At 71.9% G+C, this 17,711-nt stretch carries 14 protein-coding genes and 1 pseudogene; 12 read left to right on the top strand and 3 right to left on the bottom strand.

Annotated elements, in window-relative coordinates; all coding sequences use genetic code 11:
- Positions 1 to 219: 219 nt before the first annotated feature.
- Complete coding sequence (locus ACFC09_RS14745) at positions 220 to 2,085, top strand: acyl-CoA dehydrogenase (RefSeq protein WP_376527468.1); 1,866 nt, start codon at positions 220 to 222, stop codon at positions 2,083 to 2,085.
- 122 nt (positions 2,086 to 2,207) lie between these two features.
- Here the strand turns inward: ACFC09_RS14745 and ACFC09_RS14740 are convergent, their stop codons facing one another.
- The gene (locus ACFC09_RS14740) at positions 2,208 to 3,077 is read right to left on the bottom strand and encodes a PaaX family transcriptional regulator C-terminal domain-containing protein (protein ID WP_376527465.1); all 870 of its coding nucleotides are present in this window, start codon (positions 3,075 to 3,077) and stop codon (positions 2,208 to 2,210) included.
- Positions 3,078 to 3,524: 447 nt separating this feature from the next.
- Between ACFC09_RS14740 and ACFC09_RS14735 the strand changes: the two genes are divergently transcribed.
- The 8 genes from ACFC09_RS14735 (at position 3,525) to ACFC09_RS14700 (ending at position 13,802) form a co-directional block, all read left to right on the top strand.
- Positions 3,525 to 4,355, top strand: coding sequence for a p-hydroxycinnamoyl CoA hydratase/lyase (locus tag ACFC09_RS14735; protein WP_376527582.1), 831 nt, complete (start codon positions 3,525 to 3,527; stop codon positions 4,353 to 4,355).
- A complete protein-coding gene (locus tag ACFC09_RS14730; RefSeq protein ID WP_376527462.1) occupies positions 4,352 to 6,550 on the top strand; it encodes an acetate--CoA ligase family protein in 2,199 nt (732 codons plus the stop codon). Before ACFC09_RS14735 ends, ACFC09_RS14730 begins: the two co-directional genes overlap by 4 nt.
- Positions 6,551 to 6,818: 268 nt before the next feature.
- Entirely contained in the window at positions 6,819 to 7,241 is a 423-nt protein-coding gene (locus ACFC09_RS14725) for a phenolic acid decarboxylase (protein ID WP_376527460.1), read from the top strand.
- A 192-nt stretch (positions 7,242 to 7,433) separates the two neighbouring features.
- Entirely contained in the window at positions 7,434 to 8,891 is a 1,458-nt protein-coding gene (locus tag ACFC09_RS14720) for an aldehyde dehydrogenase family protein (protein ID WP_376527457.1), read from the top strand.
- 224 nt (positions 8,892 to 9,115) lie between these two features.
- Positions 9,116 to 9,574 carry a nuclear transport factor 2 family protein gene (locus ACFC09_RS14715; RefSeq protein ID WP_376527454.1) on the top strand — a complete coding sequence of 153 codons (459 nt, stop codon included), beginning with the start codon at positions 9,116 to 9,118 and terminating at the stop codon, positions 9,572 to 9,574.
- A gap of 95 nt (positions 9,575 to 9,669) precedes the next feature.
- A complete protein-coding gene (locus ACFC09_RS14710) occupies positions 9,670 to 10,506 on the top strand; it encodes an SDR family oxidoreductase (protein ID WP_376527452.1) in 837 nt (278 codons plus the stop codon).
- Between the two features lie 266 nt (positions 10,507 to 10,772).
- Positions 10,773 to 11,960 (top strand): alpha-hydroxy-acid oxidizing protein, encoded by a 1,188-nt coding sequence (locus ACFC09_RS14705; RefSeq protein ID WP_376527449.1) that lies wholly within the window; start codon positions 10,773 to 10,775, stop codon positions 11,958 to 11,960.
- Positions 11,961 to 12,275: 315 nt separating this feature from the next.
- Entirely contained in the window at positions 12,276 to 13,802 is a 1,527-nt protein-coding gene (locus ACFC09_RS14700) for a flavin-containing monooxygenase (RefSeq protein WP_376527446.1), read from the top strand.
- Positions 13,803 to 14,017: 215 nt separating this feature from the next.
- On the opposite strand, the gene ACFC09_RS14695 is transcribed toward ACFC09_RS14700, so the two are convergent.
- Positions 14,018 to 15,124 (bottom strand): sodium:calcium antiporter, encoded by a 1,107-nt coding sequence (locus tag ACFC09_RS14695; RefSeq protein WP_376527444.1) that lies wholly within the window; start codon positions 15,122 to 15,124, stop codon positions 14,018 to 14,020.
- A 223-nt stretch (positions 15,125 to 15,347) separates the two neighbouring features.
- Positions 15,348 to 15,536, bottom strand: a complete 189-nt coding sequence (locus tag ACFC09_RS14690) for a hypothetical protein (protein WP_376527589.1) — start codon at positions 15,534 to 15,536, stop codon at positions 15,348 to 15,350.
- Here ACFC09_RS14690 and ACFC09_RS14685 point away from each other — a divergent pair.
- The 3 genes and pseudogenes from ACFC09_RS14685 to ACFC09_RS14675 form a co-directional block, all read left to right on the top strand.
- Positions 15,532 to 15,723, top strand: a pseudogene (locus tag ACFC09_RS14685) (SulP family inorganic anion transporter); the annotation flags it as partial. The gene ACFC09_RS14690 and the pseudogene ACFC09_RS14685 sit on opposite strands and share 5 nt — an antisense overlap.
- Before the next feature lie 282 nt (positions 15,724 to 16,005).
- Positions 16,006 to 16,416: a GNAT family N-acetyltransferase gene (locus ACFC09_RS14680; protein ID WP_376527441.1), complete on the top strand. Its 411-nt coding sequence runs from the start codon at positions 16,006 to 16,008 to the stop codon at positions 16,414 to 16,416.
- A 222-nt stretch (positions 16,417 to 16,638) separates the two neighbouring features.
- The gene (locus ACFC09_RS14675) at positions 16,639 to 17,622 is read left to right on the top strand and encodes an alpha/beta fold hydrolase (protein ID WP_376527439.1); all 984 of its coding nucleotides are present in this window, start codon (positions 16,639 to 16,641) and stop codon (positions 17,620 to 17,622) included.
- Positions 17,623 to 17,711 lie beyond the last annotated feature (89 nt).

Here is a 17,711-nt window from a genome sequence, read left to right as displayed (position 1 = left end):
GATGTCTGGTGTCTGCCCTGTCGGCATGATCCCGCCGTGACGCTTCGGGATCTGTGGGGCGCACCAGACGGTTGCAGCGCACCGGGTGGTCGAGGCGCACCCGACGGTGCGGCGCCTCCGCCCCGGAACAACCGCGTCGCGGCAGATCGTCAGGCACAGCCCAGCGCCCTGGACATCCGGAGCCCCGCCCCGTACGACGCCGACCCCAGGAGCCGGATCATGACCACCTACTGCGCACCGGTGCAGGACACCGCCTTCGTCCTGTTCGACGTGCTCCACATCGACCGCTTCGCCGACCTGCCCGGCTTCGCCGGACTGACCAGGGAAACGGTCCATGACCTGCTGACGCAGGTCGGCGAGTTCAGCGAGCGCACCCTCCATCCGCTCAACCAGGTCGGCGACCGGCTGGGATGCGTGCGCCACCCCGACGGCACCGTCACCACGCCTCCCGGCTTCCCCGAGGCGTACCGCAGGCTGGTCGCCGACGGCTGGCCCGGCGCGGCGGGCCCCACCGAGCTGGGCGGCGGCGGACTTCCGCACGTGCTGGGGTTCGCGTTCCTCGAATACCTCTGGGCGGCCAATCCGGCGTTCACGATGCACGCCAGCCATCTCGGCCATGCCTCCGTGCTCATGGCCCACGGCGACCCGACGCTGCGCGCGACGTACGGTCCGCATCTCGTCGCCGGCGACTGGAGCGGTGCCATGGCGCTCACCGAGCCCCAGGCGGGCACCGACCTCGGCCTCATCCGCACCACGGCGGCCGACGCCGGCGACGGCACGTACCGGATCCGCGGCGACAAGATCTTTATCTCGGGCGGCGAGAGCGATCTCGCCGAGAACATCGTGCACTTCGTGCTGGCGCGGCTGCCCGGGGCGCCGTCGGGGGCCAAGGGGCTCTCCCTGTTCCTGGTCCCCAAGTACCTGGTCGGCGCGGACGGCTCGCTCGGCGCCCGCAACGGGTTCACCTGTACGGGGATCGAGGAGAAGGCGGGGATCCACGCCAGCCCCACGTGCGCCATGCGCTACGACGACGCGACCGGCCATCTCGTCGGCGAGCCGCACCGCGGTCTGGCCGAGATGTTCGTGCTCATGAACCACATGCGGCTGATGACCGCCGTCCAGGGCCTCGGGATCTCGGAGATCGCCTACCAGAACGCCGCCCAGTACGCACGCGAGCGCCGCCAGGGCAGGCGGCCCGGCGGCGACCCGCACACCGCTCCCGATCCGATCATCGAGCAGCCGGACGTCCGCAGGCTGCTGTGGCGGATCCGCTCGTTCAACGAAGCGGCCCGCGCCCTCGTCCTGTTCCTCGCCCTACAGGTGGACCTCGCCGAACGGGCCGCCGACCCCGGTCAGCGCCGGGCCGCGGGCCAGCTCGCCGCACTGCTCGGGCCGGTCGTGAAGGGCGTGACCGCCGAGCGCTCGTACGACAACACCGTGGACGCCCAGCGCGTCTTCGGCGGTCACGGCTATGTGCGGGACACCGGAGCGGAACAGTTCGTACGGGACGTGCGGGTCGCCGCGATCGGTGAGGGCGTCACACCCGTCCAGGCCGCCGATCTCGTCAAGCGCAAGCTGCGCCTGGACGACGGCCGCACGGTCGCCGACCTCTTCGCCCGGATCGCGGCCGACGCGGCGGGTGCCCGGACGGACGTGGCGGATCTCCGGACGGGCGCGGCGGATGCCCGGACGGACGTGGCGGATCTACGGACGGACGTGGCGGATCCCCGGACGGACGCGGCGGCCGGAAGGCAACTGGAGCAGGCGCTGCGGGAGTTGACCGACGCGACGGACTGGATCAGCCGGGCCGTGGCGGAGGAACCCGCTCGGGCCGACTCGGCGGCCGTGGACTACCTGCACCTGTTCGGTGCGGTCGTCCTCGGCTGGATGGCGCTGCGCATCACCCGTGCCGTCGGTGAAGCCGCCGCGTCCGCGCCGGGGCGGGAGACGGGCACGCGCCCGAGCACCAGGCTGGCGCTCGCACGCCACTGCCTCGACCGGCTGCCGGGCGAGGCGTCCTTCCTGGCGGGCCGGATGCGCGAGGATCCCGCCACCTACCTCTCGATCGGTCCGGCGGACTTCTGAACACGTGGCGGTGGCGGGCGTACGACGGGGACGGGGCGGGGCGTGCTCGTCCGGTGCGTGCGGACGACCGGCGGCAGGGGTGTGACTGTCCGGTGGTCCGGTGACGGCGGCCGAAGCCGATGTCACCCGACGGACCCAGGACCGGTGTCGATCAGCCGGGTACGGCTCGCGCACTCCTGCCTGGCCTGCGGTTCCAAGTCGTCGTGCAGCTTGTGGTACAGGCGGAAGGCCGAGGTCGCCGGCCAGTCCGGCGGCAGGTGCGAGACGGGCAACCGCGGGTCCGCGCGGGCGATCTGGGCCCACTCGCTCTGTAGCAGCAGTATGCGGGTGAGTGTGCTCGCCCCCGCGACATCGGCCGGGTCGGGTTTCTCCCAGCGGGCGATGAACGTCCGGTACCTGGACGCGATCGCCTCAAGATCGAAAGCGTCGCTGATGAGCTGTGCGTTGTCGGTCGGCGGGACCGGCGTGGCCGTGAAGGCCCGGATGGCCGGGTCGATCCGCAGGTCGGAGAGCAGTTCCTCCACATCGACCTGGCCCGGCGCGATCCACATGCCGTTGCGCAGGAGGCCGAAGCCCCGCCAGGTCAGCCGTGAGCGCAGTTGATGACGCACGGCCCGCTGGTCCTCGGGCACCGTGAACCCCAGGACCGTCCAGGACCCGTCCCACTCCCGGTCGGGCGGCTCATGGGCGGCCGCGTGGCCGTCGGCCAGGACGGCGGACCCGTGCGCGGTGAGCGCGTAGAACACTTCGCGACTGCGCTTGACCCGGGTCAGCAGGCCGCGGTCGGTCATGCGGTTGAGTGTCGCGCGCACCGCGTGGCTGGAGATGTCGAAGTCGGCCAGGACGCCGATGACCGAGCCCGTCGCCATCGCCAAGGGCCGCTGGTAGACGGTGAATCCCAGCAGCATGAGCGCGAGGAACTGGGGGCGGTGGGCCCGGGCCAGCTCGGCCGGATCCTCGGGCTCGTCGGACGGGCGCAGCGCACGGGACACGAAATCGATACTAATCCAACACCCGGCACCCGATGATCTGTCCCGGCGCCTTCGCCGTCGTGGCCGTCATGGCCGTCGTAGCCGTGGGTCCCCGTCGGCCGGGCGGCCGGGGTGCACACCTTCGCCGGCGCCTCGCGTGCCGAGACCACCGCACCCCCGGCAGGTGCGGCGGCCCGCGTCCCCTCCAATCCGCTCCCACCTGCTGTTCTGCCGCCCGATCGCGGGTCCGGCCGATGTCGCCGGCCTGGCCTGGCAGCACCACGACGGACGACATTAAACATAGTCTTGACGGTCGACACGAATGTGCCTAACGTTTGCAAGTGAAGAAGGACGTGTCGGACGAGGGAGGAAATCAGGATGGTGACGAGTTCGCTTTCCGGTGCGCCGGACCCGGCGGGACCACCTGACGCGGAGCCGGGTGGCCGGCCGCTCGGCGACTGGAAGACCGTGATCGCGACCGAGCAGTCCGGTATAGCATGGGTTGTGCTGAATCGCCCCGACAAGCGGAACGCCATGAGCCCGACCCTCAACGACGAGATGGTCGAGGTCCTGGACGCCGTAGCCGTCGACGACCGCAGCCAGGTACTGGTCCTCACGGGCGCGGGCAACTCCTTCACGGCGGGCATGGACCTCAAGGAGTACTTCCGCGAGGTCGACGCGCTGCCACCGGTCCAGCAGGAGATCCGCCGCCGCACCGCCCACCTGTGGCAGGGCCCGCGCCTGCGCGGATTCCCCAAGCCGACCATCGCGATGGTGAACGGGTACTGCTTCGGCGGCGGGTTCACACCCCTGGTGTCGTGCGACATCGCCGTCGCCGCCGGGGACGCGATGTTCGGACTGTCGGAAGTCAACTGGGGCATCATTCCCGGCGGCAACGTGCCCCAGGCGATCGTGCACACCATGAGCCTGCGCGACGCCCTCTACTACGGCATGACCGGCGAGACCTTCGACGGCCGCAAGGCCGCCGAGATGCGCCTGGTGACGGAGGCGGTTCCGGCCGGCCGGCTGCGCGAGCGGGTGATCGAGATCGCGGAGCTGCTGAAGGCGAAGAACCCGACGGTCGTACGCGGCACCAAGGAAGCTGTGCGGCACATCAGGTCGATGGGCTGGACGGAGGCCGAGGACTACATCAACACCAAGCTCGCGGCGGCGGTCAACACCGACCCGGAACAGGGACGGGCCCGCGGGCTGACCCAGTTCCTGGACGAGAAGTCGATCAAGCCGGGCCTACAGGCGTACAGCCGCCCGGCGGGCGAGTCCGAGGGCCACGGACGATGACCGCCTCGCACGCCGACCCGGACCCGACCCGCCCGGCCGGCACACCCCCGGCCGCCGACGCCTCGCGGGACGAGGACGGGTCGCCGATCGCCAGGATGGTCGCCCCGGCGTCGATCGCGGTCATCGGGGTGTCGACCCGGCCCGGTCCGTCCGTGTCGCACGCCGTGGTGCACAACCTGCTCGACAACGGGTACGAAGGCCGGCTCCACCTGGTCGGCCGACGGGCCGGCGAGCTGGCCGGACGACCGGTGCTGGCCGGGACGGACACGCTGCCCGAGCCGGTCGACCTCGCCGTCCTCGCGGTGCCGGCGAAGGCCGTGCCCGACAGCATCACGGAACTGGCCGGCCGCGCCACGGGCGCGGTGTGCTTCGCCTCGGGGTTCGCGGAGGCGGGGCCGGCGGGCCGGGCGGCACAACGGCAGTTGGCCGAGGCGGCGCGGGCGAGCGGCATCCGGCTCCTCGGGCCGAACTGTCTCGGTTTCTTCAACTACCTCGACGGTGTCCACATCAAGATGACACCGATGGCCACGCAACGGCCGATGCCGCGCGACCGCGGACCGGCGGTGGCGGTGGCCGCGCAGAGCGGCTCGCTGGCCGCCCACGTGGTCGGCTCGCTGATGCAGCGGGGCGTGCCGATCGCCTACTCCATGACCACCGGCAACGAGGCCGACCTGGACCTGGCCGACTTCGTCGCGTTCTTCCGCCACGAATCCCTGATCGGCACCATCGCCGTCTACGCCGAGCAGATCCGCCGGCCGGACCGCTTCGTCGCCGCCGTGGCCGAGGCCCGCGCCGCGGGCAAGTCGGTCGTCGTGCTCCACCCCGGTCGGAGCGAGGCGTCCCAGGCCGCCGCGCAGTCCCATACAGGAGCCCTGAGCGGAGACCACGCGCTGATCAGCACCGTCCTGACCGACGCCGGCGGGGTGGTGGCCCGGACCCTCGAAGAATTCATCGACGTGGTCGAACTCCTGCGGCTCGAACCCGAGTTGAGCGACGCCGGACTGGTGTCGGTCAACGGCTCCGGCGCCGTGGGCGTCCTCCTCCAGGACTACGCGGACGACCTCGGCCTGCCGCTGGCCGAACTGTCCGAACCGACCCGCGCCGCCCTGGCCGAGCAGTCACCGGACTACCTGACGCCGCGCAATCCGCTGGACCTCGGAACCAGCCTCGCCGTGGACGAGAAGGTGGTGCCCGCCGCGATCCGGGCAGTGGTCGACGATCCTGCCACGGGCAGCCTGCTGCTCAACCTGCCGTACCTCAACCAGGCGTCGATGCACGCGGCCCTCGCGGGCTTCATCGCCGAGACGACCCGCGAGCGCCGGATCCCGGCCATTTTCAGCGTGGCCGAGGAGGACCGGCCGCTCTGGCCCGACGCCGTCGACCTCGCACACCGCAGCGGTGCCGTGCTCAGCCGCTCACCCGAGCGCTCGTTGCGGGCGTTGGCCCGGCTACGGGAGGTCGCCGACGTCGCTCGGCGCCGCCGACGCGCGGTGGGGCACCGGGCGGACCCGCTCGAACTGCCGCCCGGACCGCAGGCCGAATGGCGGACCAAGGCGCTGCTGCGCGCGATCGGGGTTCCGGTCCCGGACGGCAGCCTGGCCGGCTCGGCCGAGGAGGCCGTCGCCATCGCCGACGTCCTGGGCTATCCGGTGGCGGTCAAGGCACAGTCGGCCTCGTTGACGCACAAGAGTGATCTCGGCGCGGTGGTCCTGGGGCTCGGCGATCCCACGGCCGTCCGCCAGGGATACGAACGGGTGCGCGGCGCGGTGACCGCCCCGCACACCACGCTCCCCCTGGACGGCGTCCTCGTCGAGTCGATGGCCGCACCGGGCGTGGAACTCGTGATCGGTGCGCGCCGCGATCCCACCTGGGGCCCGGTGCTGCTGGTCGGGCTGGGCGGCGTGTGGATCGAGACCCTGCACGACGTCAGACTGCTGCCACCGGACCTGTGCGCGGACGACATCGCCGCCGAACTGCTGCGCCTCAAGGGCGCCGCGTTGCTGACCGGCGCCCGCGGCGCCGATCCGGTCGATGTCACGGCGGTCGCCCGCATCGCGTCCGCCGTCGGCGAGTTCGTCATCACCCACCCGGAGGTGAGCGAGATCGATCTGAACCCCGTGATCGCCGGCCGCCACGGCGCCTGTGTCGCGGACGCACTGATGGTGACGGCGCGTGACGCCGCCGCCTACGGGTGACGGCGTAGGACGCTTTCGCCTGAGGGTGACGGCGCGGGGCGCCTCCGCCCGCGGAGCCGGACGGCCGTCGGCCGGCGCCCCGGCACCGGCCGGGACCGTGACCGCACACCGCGCTCACCACCGACACGCCGCCGGGCGGGACACCCGTCCGCAAGGACGGAACGGCACCCGGACGCCCCCTGCCGCCAAGGCGGTTCCGCGCTGACCGCGGCACGTCACCAGTCGCTCCCAGCGACTCGACGGAGAAACCGAGAAGGAGAGCAGAGCCATGATCTCAACGATCCTCGGCAGGACCATCCGCTGGCACCAGAGCGGGGACTGGGTCTTCGACCCGTTCCAGATCCGCGCCGACCGCGTCGAGTACACCCTGGCGCAGGGCCCGCACACCGGGCGGCACGCCACCCAGCTGTTCGACTACCAGCGGGTGGCACCCGGCGTCGAGACCACCGCCTGGTACGAGGAGACCGGCGCGGTCGTGCACATCACCTGGTACCTCGAAACGCAGACCACCCACCGTTTCGCGGCCCTGCCCGCCTGGCTGGGCCAGGACATGTCCATCAGCGCGGGCGACAACGCGGATCCGGCCTTTCTGGAGAAGATGCGCGAACTCGACGCCACCCACCCCGACGCCCCTCGCCGCATCCTCAACGACCAGGGGTACTTCGAGGTGCTGGACACACCCGGCCGCTGACCAGGCCGGGACCCACCCGGCCGGTGACCTGGCGCCGCCCTGCCCCACCGTCCTGCCCCACCGTCCTGCCCCACCGTCCCGCCCCACTGTCCTGCCCCACCACGGGGTTCGCGGGCGCGCGGCCCGACCCGGCCGGTGCCCTCCAGACGGTCACCGCCGACAAAGACACCTCCCTATGCGAAGGGACTCCTGATGACACTCCTATCCGCCGACACCTGGCAGGGCCGTATCTACGACGGCAGTTGGCGACTCGGCGCGGGCACGACCGACGTGCTCGCCCCGGCCACCGGCCACCGGCTGGTCACGGCCGGCCTGGCCGGTGCCGAGGACATCGGACCGATCGTCCGCACCGCGAGCGAGGCGCAGCGGGCCTGGGCGGCGGCACCCCCCGCGGAACGGGCCGAGGTGCTGCTGCGCGCGGCGTCGCTCTGGGACGAGCACGGCGACGAGATCCGGTCCTGGCTGATCCAGGAGACGGGGGCGACCCGGCGCAAGGCGGTCTACGAAGTACGCGGGGCGGTCGAGGAGTGCCGTGAGGCCGCGGCGCTGCCGACGCTGCCGAACGGCGAACTCCTGCCCACCGACCGGGCCCTGCTGAGCATGGCGCGGCGCGTCCCCGTGGGCGTGGTCGCCGTCATCACCCCGTTCAACGCGCCCCTGAAACTGGCCATCCGCTCGGTCGCGCCCGCGCTGGCCCTCGGCAATGCCGTGGTACTCAAACCCGACCCCCGCACCCCGGTGTCCGGCGGTGTCGTCCTGGCCAGGATCTTCGAACTGGCCGGCCTGCCCAGCGGGGTGCTGAGCGTGGTGCCGGGCGACGCCCGCGCCGGCGCGGCGCTGGTGAGCGATCCGCGGGTGCAGGCGGTGTCGTTCACCGGGTCGACGGCGGCGGGCCGCATCATCGGCGAACAGGCCGGCGGCCGGTTCCTGCACCAGCACCTCGAACTGGGCGGGAACTCGGCCCTGATGGTCCTCGCCGACACCGACCTCGAACGGGCCGTCGGCGCCGCCCTGCACGGCACCTTCTTCTCCCAGGGCCAGGTGTGCATGGCCAGCGGACGGCACCTGGTCCACGCCTCGCTCTACGACGACTTCGTCGAACTCCTCACCCGGCGCGCCTCGGCCCTGTCGGTGGGCGACCCGGCACGCGAGGACGTCGCGCTCGGCCCGCTCATCGACGAACGGCAGCGCGACAAGGTGCACGCCATCGTCACCGACAGCGTCACCGCGGGCGCGCGCCTGACGACCGGCGGACGCTACGACGGCCTGTTCTACGCGCCCACCGTGCTCGCCGAGGCCGGTCCGGGGACGCCGTGCTACGACAACGAGGTGTTCGGTCCCGTCGCCTCCGTCACGTCCTTCGACAGCGAGGAGAAAGCGGTCGAACTCGCCTGCGGCAGCTCCTACGGTCTCTCCCTCGGCATCCTCACCCGGGACGTCGGTCGGGGCCTGCGCCTTGCCGAACGCATTCCGACCGGCTGCGCCCACATCAACGACCAGCCGGTCAACGACGCCGCCAACGCGCCCATGGGCGGCATGCGCGACTCCGGGACACCGACCCGGTTCGGCGGACCGGCCGCGAACATCGATGCCTACACGACCACGCGGTGGATCACCGCGCGCACCGAGATTCCCGTATACGAGCTGTGAGCCACTCATGCGGACGGGGCGGGCGGGCCGCGTCCCGGACGGGGGCCCTGCCAGTACCCCTCACGGCACGGACTCCCCCGCCGCGGCCGTATCCCGTTGCATGGTGCCTGCCCCGGTCCTGCGGGGCCCGACCGGAACGCGGACGCACCCGGTCGGCCGACCGTCCGGTACCCGGTCCCGTACGAGGACCTGGGTCGGACAGCCCGAAGGGGACGGCACACAACATGAGCAACCAGACCGAAGACGCGACGCAGAGCCCCACGGACGCCGCGACGCAGAGCCCCGCGGACGTCGTGCGGGGGCTGTACGCCGCGCTGGGCACGGGCGACGTGCCGGGCGTTCTCGCCAGGCTCGCCCCCGAGGTGATCGTCGACGAGCCGAACCAGCTCCCCTACGGCGGTGTCCATCAAGGCCGCGAGGTGTTCGTGCAGTCGATCCTGGGCGCGATGATGGGGTACGCGGAGGTCGCCATCACCGCCGCCGAGGTGTTCGAGGGCCCGGCCGGCGTCGTCGGAACCCTCACCGGAACGCTCACCGCGCACACCACGCGCGAGGAGTTCCCGCTGACCATGGTCGAGCTGCACCAGGTCGAGGACGGGCTGGTGGTCAAGATCGACGTCTACACCAAGAACCCCGACGAACTCGCCGCGTTCTACGCACGCGCCGAGGCGGGCACCCGCTGACGACGACCGGGCGGCGATCCCTTCCGACGGATCGACGGCAGAACACCATCGGCCACACCCGGTCCACCCGGACCGCCTCACCTCCGAGGAAACGCATGACCACCACCTGGTTCATCACCGGCACCTCCTCCGGCTTCGGCCGGCTGCTCACCGAACACCTCCTGGCCCGGGGCGACCGTGTCGCCGCCACGCTCCGCCGGCCCGAAGTCCTCGACGGCCTCCGCGCCGAGCACGGCGACCGGCTGTGGACCGCGCGGCTCGACGTCACCGACACCGAGCGCGTGCGGCACATCGTGGACGAGGCGTTCGAGGCCCTGGGCACGGTCGACGTCGTCGTGAACAACGCCGGCCACGGCGTCCTCGCCTCCGTCGAGGAAGCGTCCGACGAACAGATCCGGCGCGTCATCGACACCGACCTGCTCGGCTCGATCCAGGTCATCCGCGCCGCCCTCCCGCACCTGCGCGCCCAGGGCCGGGGCCGCATCCTCCAGGTGTCCACCGCGGGCGGCCAGACGACCTATCCGGGCCTCGGCTACTACCACGCCGCCAAGTGGGGCATCGAGGGGTTCTGCGAGACCGTGGCCCGGGAGATCGCGCCGTTCGGCCTGTCCCTGACCATCGTCGAACCGGGCGCGACCCCCACCGGTTTCGGCAGCTCCCTCGACACCGCACCACCCCTGCCCGCGTACGAGAAGACCCCCGCGGGCGAGATGCGGAAGATGTTCCTGGAGGGGCGCTTCCCCGTGCCCAACAGCGCGGAGAAGATCGCGGACGCGATGATCGGTCTCGTCGACTCCGGCGCGACTCCGCTGCGCCTCCCACTCGGCCCCGACACCTACGACGACGTCCGCGCCGCCCTCACCAGCCGGCTCGCCGAGCACGAGGCGCAGCGCGACGTGGCCCACTCGGTCGCGGCCACCACCGCCGGGTGACCTCGGCGGACCCACCGGCCGGGGGACCGCCGCGAGGCACTGCCGGGGAGACACCGGCCCGACCGTCCCGGGAAGCACGACCGCACCGGCCCGGCTCGTCGAGTTCGCGGGTTCATGCTCGCCCGCTACGGGCAGAGCGACACCATGATCGGCGTCGCCCGCTGCCCGGCAGTCGGGTCGGTCCGCTCCGCGAGGTCACGCCGTCGCCCACGCATCGCGCGGGCGACGGGCGACAGTCTCCGGGGCGTGCCAGGCGCTCCGTCACGGTGAACAAGAGGTGGGAGTCGACAGTGGCCGGTTTCGGCGGGTATCAGGACGAGATCTATCTCGACGGGCTGCGTGGGGTGGTGCCGCGTTTCCCGATGACGTTCGAGGGGTGGGAGGAGGGGGCGCGTGCGGCCATGTCCGCGTCGGTGTGGTCGTACGTGGCGGGCGGGGCCGGTGACGAGCACACGCAGCGGGCGAACGCCGCCGCGTTCAACCGGTACGGGGTGATCCCGCGGATGTTCGTGGGAGCGAAGCAACGGGACCTGTCGGTCTCGATGTTCGGGATGTCCTTCCCCTCGCCGCTGCTGATGGCGCCGATCGGGGTTCTGGGGTTGTGCGCGCAGGACGGGCACGGCGACCTGGCCGCGGCGCGGGCCGCTGCCGCCACCGGTGTGCCGATGATCGCTTCCACGCTGTCGGTGGATCCGCTCGAACAGGTCGCTGCCGAGTTCGGTACGACGCCGGGGTTCTTCCAGCTCTACACGCCCACCGACCGGGACCTGGCCGCGAGTCTGGTGCGGCGCGCCGAGGACGCCGGGTTCCGCGGGATCGTGGTCACGCTCGACACATGGGTGACCGGGTGGCGTCCGCGGGATCTGTCGACGGGCAACTTCCCCCAGCTGCGGGGGCACTGTCTGGCGAACTACACCACCGACCCGGTGTTCCGCGCCGCCCTCGCCCGGCCCGTGGAGGAGGACATGACCGGCGCGGTGCTGCACTGGGCGGGCGTCTTCGGCAACCCCTTGACGTGGAACGACCTGCCGTGGCTGCGGTCGCTGACCTCGCTGCCGCTGATCGTGAAGGGCCTGTGCCACCCGGAGGACGTGCGCCGCGCCAGGGACGGGGGCGTGGACGGGATCTACTGCTCGAACCACGGCGGTCGGCAGGCCAACGGCGGTCTGGCCGCGCTGGACGCGCTGCCGGGGGTGGTGGAGGCGGCCGAGGGCCTGCCCGTCATCTTCGACTCGGGCGTACGTGGCGGCGCGGACGTCGTCAAGGCCCTCGCCCTCGGTGCGCGTGCGGTGGCCGTGGGCCGCCCCTACGCCTACGGGCTCGCGCTCGGCGGCGTCGACGGGCTGGTGCACGTCCTGCGCTCCCTGCTCGCCGAGGCGGATCTGCTGATGGCGGTCGACGGGTACCCCACCCTCGCGGACCTCACCCCGGACGCCCTGCGCCGCGTCGAGTGACCTGCCCGCGCCGACCGGTGCGCGCAGGTCACTCGACGCAGGTCACTCGACTCGCCGTTGGAGGCAGAGTCAGGGGCAGAGTGAGGGGCAGGGACAGAGGCGGAGCCGGAGCCATAGGCAGCGGCGTACGCGGTGGCGGAGGCGGAGGCGTGGTTCTGCCGCGTCACCGGCTCCGCACGCGGGTCGCACCGGTCGGCGACCGTGGCACGCAGCCCGCGGATTCCGGCCGCCCCCGCCCTATCGACATGTCATCAAGAGTCAATTCCTGTCGTGTGATGTCATGGAATCCGACGGTCCGCCTCCCAGACTGGGAGCATGACTCGCGCCACCAGCCCTCGCCGACCAGCGGTCGAGCACTTCGATGTCGTGATCGTGGGCGCCGGACTGTCCGGCATCGGTGCCGCGTACCGATTGCAGTCCGCCTGCCCGGACCGCTCCTACGCGATCCTGGAGGCCCGGGAAGCGATCGGTGGGACCTGGGATCTGTTCCGCTACCCCGGGGTGCGTTCCGACTCCGACATGTTCACCCTCGGCTACCCCTTCCGGCCCTGGACGGGAACGGCATCGCTGGCCGACGGCGAAGCGGTGCTGAGCTACATCCGGGACACCGCCACGGAGTCCGGCATCGATCGGCACATCCGCTGCCGGACCCGGCTGGTGCGCGCCGACTGGTCCACGCCCCGAGCCCGCTGGAGCCTGACCGCGCGGCGGACCGACGACGAAGGCACCACCAGCACGCAGACCCTGACGTGCACCTTCCTGTACTCGTGCAGCGGCTACTACGACCACGACCGGGGGCACGATCCCGACTTCCCCGGCCGTTCGGCCTTCACCGGTACCGTGGTCCACCCGCAGTTCTGGCCCGCGGACCTGGACCACACCGGCAAACGGGTCGTGGTCATCGGGAGCGGGGCGACCGCGGTCACCATCGTGCCGTCGATCGCCCGGGACGCCGCGCACGTGACGATGCTTCAGCGGACTCCCAGCTGGATCATCTCCCGGCCCCAGCGCGACAAGGCCGCCGACGCACTGCGCGCCCTGCTGCCCGGACGAGCGGCACATCACGCCGTCCGGGCCAAGAACATCCTGTTCACCACCGCCTTCTACCAGTACTGCCGGCGCCGGCCCGACGCCGCTCGCAGGCTGCTGACCCGGGCCACCGTGCGCGCCGTCGGCAGCGCGGAGGCGGTGAAGGAGAACTTCACCCCGCCGTACGCCCCCTGGGACCAGCGGCTGTGCGCAGTCCCTGACGCCGACCTGTTCAAGGCGCTGCACGAGGGAACCGTGGACGTCGTCACGGACCACATCCAGACCTTCGTCCCCGAGGGCATCCGCCTGGCGTCCGGGCGCACCCTGCCCGCCGACATCGTCATCACGGCGACTGGTCTACGGCTCCTGCCCCTGGGCGGTGTCACGTTCACCGTGGACGGTCGCACCGTGGACGTGTCCGAGCAGTTCGTCTGGCGTGGTGCCATGATGACCGGGACACCCAACCTGGCCTTCTGCATCGGCTACACGAACGCGTCCTGGACGCTGCGCGCCGACCTGAGTTCACGTCTGGTGTGCAAGGTCCTCAACCACATGCGCCGCCGCGGATACCGGGCGGTCGTGCCCGAACCCGCCGGACCACTGGGCGAGCGCCCCCTGATCGACCTGGCCTCCGGCTACGTACGGCGTTCCGTCACGGCCTTCCCGCGGCAGGGGGACCGGGTCCCGTGGAGGGTGCGGCAGAACTACGTCCTGGACTCGCTGACCACCCTGCGCTCGGGCTTCGACCGGGTGCTGCGCCCGGTCGAAGCCACCCCGGCCACCAGGCCGTCGGCCACGGGGACCAGCCGATGACCGGCAACGCCCCATGACCGCCGCATGACCGCGCCATGACCGCTCCAAGGCCGCCCCCTGACTGCCGCGGACACGGCCCGGGTCCTGGCCGACGGGCGTCCTGTACGACCGCCGGTCTCCGGCCCGGAGATCGACGGAGCCCGCGCCTCAGGCGTGCGGCCGGGCCCCGTACGCGACCGGGTGTCGTTGTTCGGGGGAGGGCGTGGGCCGGCCGGTCAGCCGAGGATCGGGATCAGGCCGAGGGCGAAGACCACGTAGAAGCCGGCCGCGACCGCGAGGCGGGCAGGGGTGAGCTTGTGGGCGCGCATGGTCGCCAGCAGGTAGACGATCGCGGCCATGGTGACGAGGCCGGACCACAGCAGGGCGCCGTCGAAGTGCCAGCGGGTGAACAGCAGGCCCAGGCCGGAGGGGACGGTCGCCTGGATCATCATCGCGCCGGAGATGTTCGCGAGGGCCAGCTTGGTCTTGCCCTGCCGTACCCAGATCACCGCGTTCATGATCTCCGGCAGCTCGGTGGCGATCGGGGACAGCAGCAGCGCGGTGACCGAGGCGGACAACCCGAGCATCGGGCCGATGGCGTCCAACTGCTTCACGAACAGCTGTGAGGCGAAGAAGATGACCACCAGGGTGACCAGCGTCTGGGCGGCGACGGCCCACGTGGCCGGGGAGGCGGCCGTGGGCTGGAACTTCAGCGGCTCCAGCTCCTCGCCCTCCTCGTTCTCGTCCTGGCCGCCGCGGATCTCGCGCCAGAAGTAGACCGCGTAGGCGGCGAAGAACAGCAGGCCGAGCGCGGGCTTGAAGGCGAAGGCGACCAGGCCGAGCGCCACCTTCACGAGGAAGATCGGCAGGAACCACTTCTGGTCCTTGGCCAGCCGCTTCATATCGTCCTCATCGCCCAGCGCCTGCTCCGTACCGGCGCCGGCGGAGGGCGGCGGGCCGAAAGAGCCTGGCCCGGCAGCGCTCGCCTCCACCAGCGCGGCCGTCCGCTCGTTGCCGCGGTCGGCAGCGGCGGCCCGGTCCTTGCGGCGCTTGACCAGCAGCATCGCGCCGGTGACGCCGTAGGCGACGGTGGCCAGCGCGAGGGGGCCGCCCATCGCGGCACCCACACCTATGTTCTTGGCTTCCTCGGTGCCGCCGGTGGTGACCGCGACCAGGGTGACCACGGACTCCGGCAGTGCGGTGCCAAAGGCGGCCAGGATGGTACCGACCGCCATCTTTCCCACGTTCAGACGTTCGCCGAGCCACTCCACGGCATTGACGAACCACTCGCAGGAGAGATAGATCGCCACCGCGCAGACGATCAACAGAATGAAATGGATCACGGGTCTGGTCCGGCTTTCCCGCACCGGCGGGACATCGAGGACGACCGCGCGAGGGGATACGGCGGCAGCTTCGACCCCGCCGACACGTATATACGTCGTCGACAACGGGCCGAAGGTCTCGCCCACCCGCACATGGACTGCGCGGGCCCGGCCACCGGGAACCCGGCAACGGGTTCCAGTATGTCGACGACCGGTATCGCGGGGCTACTCCCCTTCGCGGTCCTCAGGCTAACCGCTGCTTTCCTGTGTGCCAAGCCCGGTCAGGAGCATCCGCGCCGACACTCGCGTTGCCCAGGACCCGGACGCGGATCGGGCCGTCGCCCTGGTCGTCGACTTCGACATGGACGTGCGAGGTCTCCCACGCCGCCTTCACCACCGCCAGGCCGAGGCCGAGCAGGACTCCCTCGAACATGACCTTCCTGCGCCTGCCGCGCATCCTCGACGCCTTGGAGGACCTGCCCGCGCACCGGCCCGCCGAACTCGACCTCGCCGGGCTCCGCCATCTCGATCACGCGTGTATGAGCGCCCTACAGAACTGGGCCGACCAGCACAACGACGCGCACACCGTCCGCCCCGGCCGCGACGGCGTGCCGGCCTGAAACCGGGCCCGGGGCGGGCGGACCGCCACATCGCCGCTCGTGCGGGCCGGTGACCGTCCGAACCGCGTGTTCCCGGGCCGGCGATCACCCGAGGCGGGGCATACCGGGGGGCGGTGGGAAGACTGCCGCCCCCCGGCTGTACCCGGCGGCCGACTCGGACGCGGCGGCCGTACGTGACCTGACGTACGACATGGCTCCGCGTCTCGCCCGGCGGCACGGCATGCCATCCGCCACCGGCGGAGAACAAGGTGAAATCGGGGCGCGGTCGGCGACGCTGGCAGGATGAGTGAAGCGATCTCCTGTACGTGGCGCGACCCCATCACCGACGAGGAGATGGTCGGTCTCGTCCAGGCGCACGGCGGTAACGCCACCGCCGGCTGGTGGGACAGGATCAAGGGCCACAGCCTCGGCTGGGTGGGCGCCCGTGCCGGCGACGGCCTCCTCGTGGGATTCGTCAACGTGGCATGGGACGGCGGAGCCCACGCCTTCTTGCTGGACACGAAGACCCGGAGTTCGCACCAGCACCGCGGGATCGGAACGGCGGTCGTCGCTCTGGCGGCTGCCAACGCGCGGGCGGCGGGCTGCGAGTGGCTGCACGTCGATTTCGAGTCCCGGCTGCGAGGCTTCTATTACGACGCCTGCGGTTTCCGTCCGACGGACGCGGGGCTGATCCACCTGCCCACTGCGAAGTGAGCAGCGGGCGCGGTCGCAGAACGGGCGGCCGGTGGGGTGCCCGCCGATGAGCGGCGCCCCGGCGTCGGCCGCGACGTCATGGGGGAGCGCGCGTCCCGGGACCGGACCGGACTTCACTCCGCTGCCACGCCGAATCACCCCGATGGACGGGGTGGCCGAGCCCGTACGCGCCAGGGTGCTGATGCTTTTGGGTTACAGGCCCCGAACGGAAGTGAGGGCGGCATGACCGCACCCGCCATACGCACCTCCCGGCAGCGCGCCAAGCAGCATCGACTCATGGCGGCGGGAGGTGCGGTTGCCGCCCTGTGCGCGGTGACCGTGGCTCCGGCCACGGCGGAGAGCAGGACGGAGAGCAGGACGAGCGCCGGGACACCGACCATCGTCCTGGTGCACGGCGCCTTCGCGGACGCCTCCAGCTGGAACGGGGTGATCGAACGGCTGGAGAGCCGCGGCTACCAGGTCATGGCCCCGGCCAACCCGCTGCGCGGACTGCACAGCGACTCCGCGTACCTCGCCTCGGTACTGAAGTCGGTCAAGGGCCCTGTCGTCCTGGCCGGCCACTCCTACGGCGGTGCCGTCATCAGCACGGCCGCCGCGGGCAACGCGCAGGTGAAGGCCCTGGTCTATGTGTCCGCGCTGATGCCCGACGTCGGCGAGAGCGGCATGTCACTGGCCGCCCGGTTCCCCAGCGCCCTCGCCACCGCCACCGACTCCGTGCCCTACCGGACCGGCACCGCGAGCGGCACCGACCTGTACCTCAAACGGGACAAGGTGCACTCCGTGTTCGCGGCCTGCCTGCCGGAGGGCCAGGCGAACCGGCTGGGGGTCACCCAACGTCCGGCCGCCACGACCGCGTTCTCCGAGAAGGCCGAGGTCGCGGCGTGGAAGGACATACCGTCCTGGGCGCTCGTGGGCCGACAGGACATGACCGTCAACCCCGAGCAGGAACGCTTCGAGGCCAAGCGTGCCCACTCGCACACCGTGGAGATCGACACCTGCCATGTGTCTCTCATCGCGCGGCCCGACGCCGTGGCCGACCTGATCCTCCAGGGCGCGGCCGCCGCCGGATCCGCACCGCAACTGGCGAAGACCGGCACCGGCGGACGCGGCGGACGGGTCGTCGCACTCGGTGCCGTCACCGCGTTCGTTCTCACGGGCGGCGGGATGCTCGCCCTGGGCCGACGGCAGCGCCGCCGCATGCGCTGAAGCCGAAGGGGTGAAGGCCGGCCCGGTGGTCGCCGGGTCCCTGACCGGGACCCGGCGCGATCCGGTCGGTCACGGCCACGGTCGCCGCG

This window comes from Streptomyces sp. NPDC056161 (genome assembly GCF_042268025.1).
GTDB lineage: Bacteria > Actinomycetota > Actinomycetes > Streptomycetales > Streptomycetaceae > Streptomyces.
The sequence above is the reverse complement of the archived record's forward strand: the minus strand, read 5'-3'. Positions and strand labels throughout refer to the sequence as shown.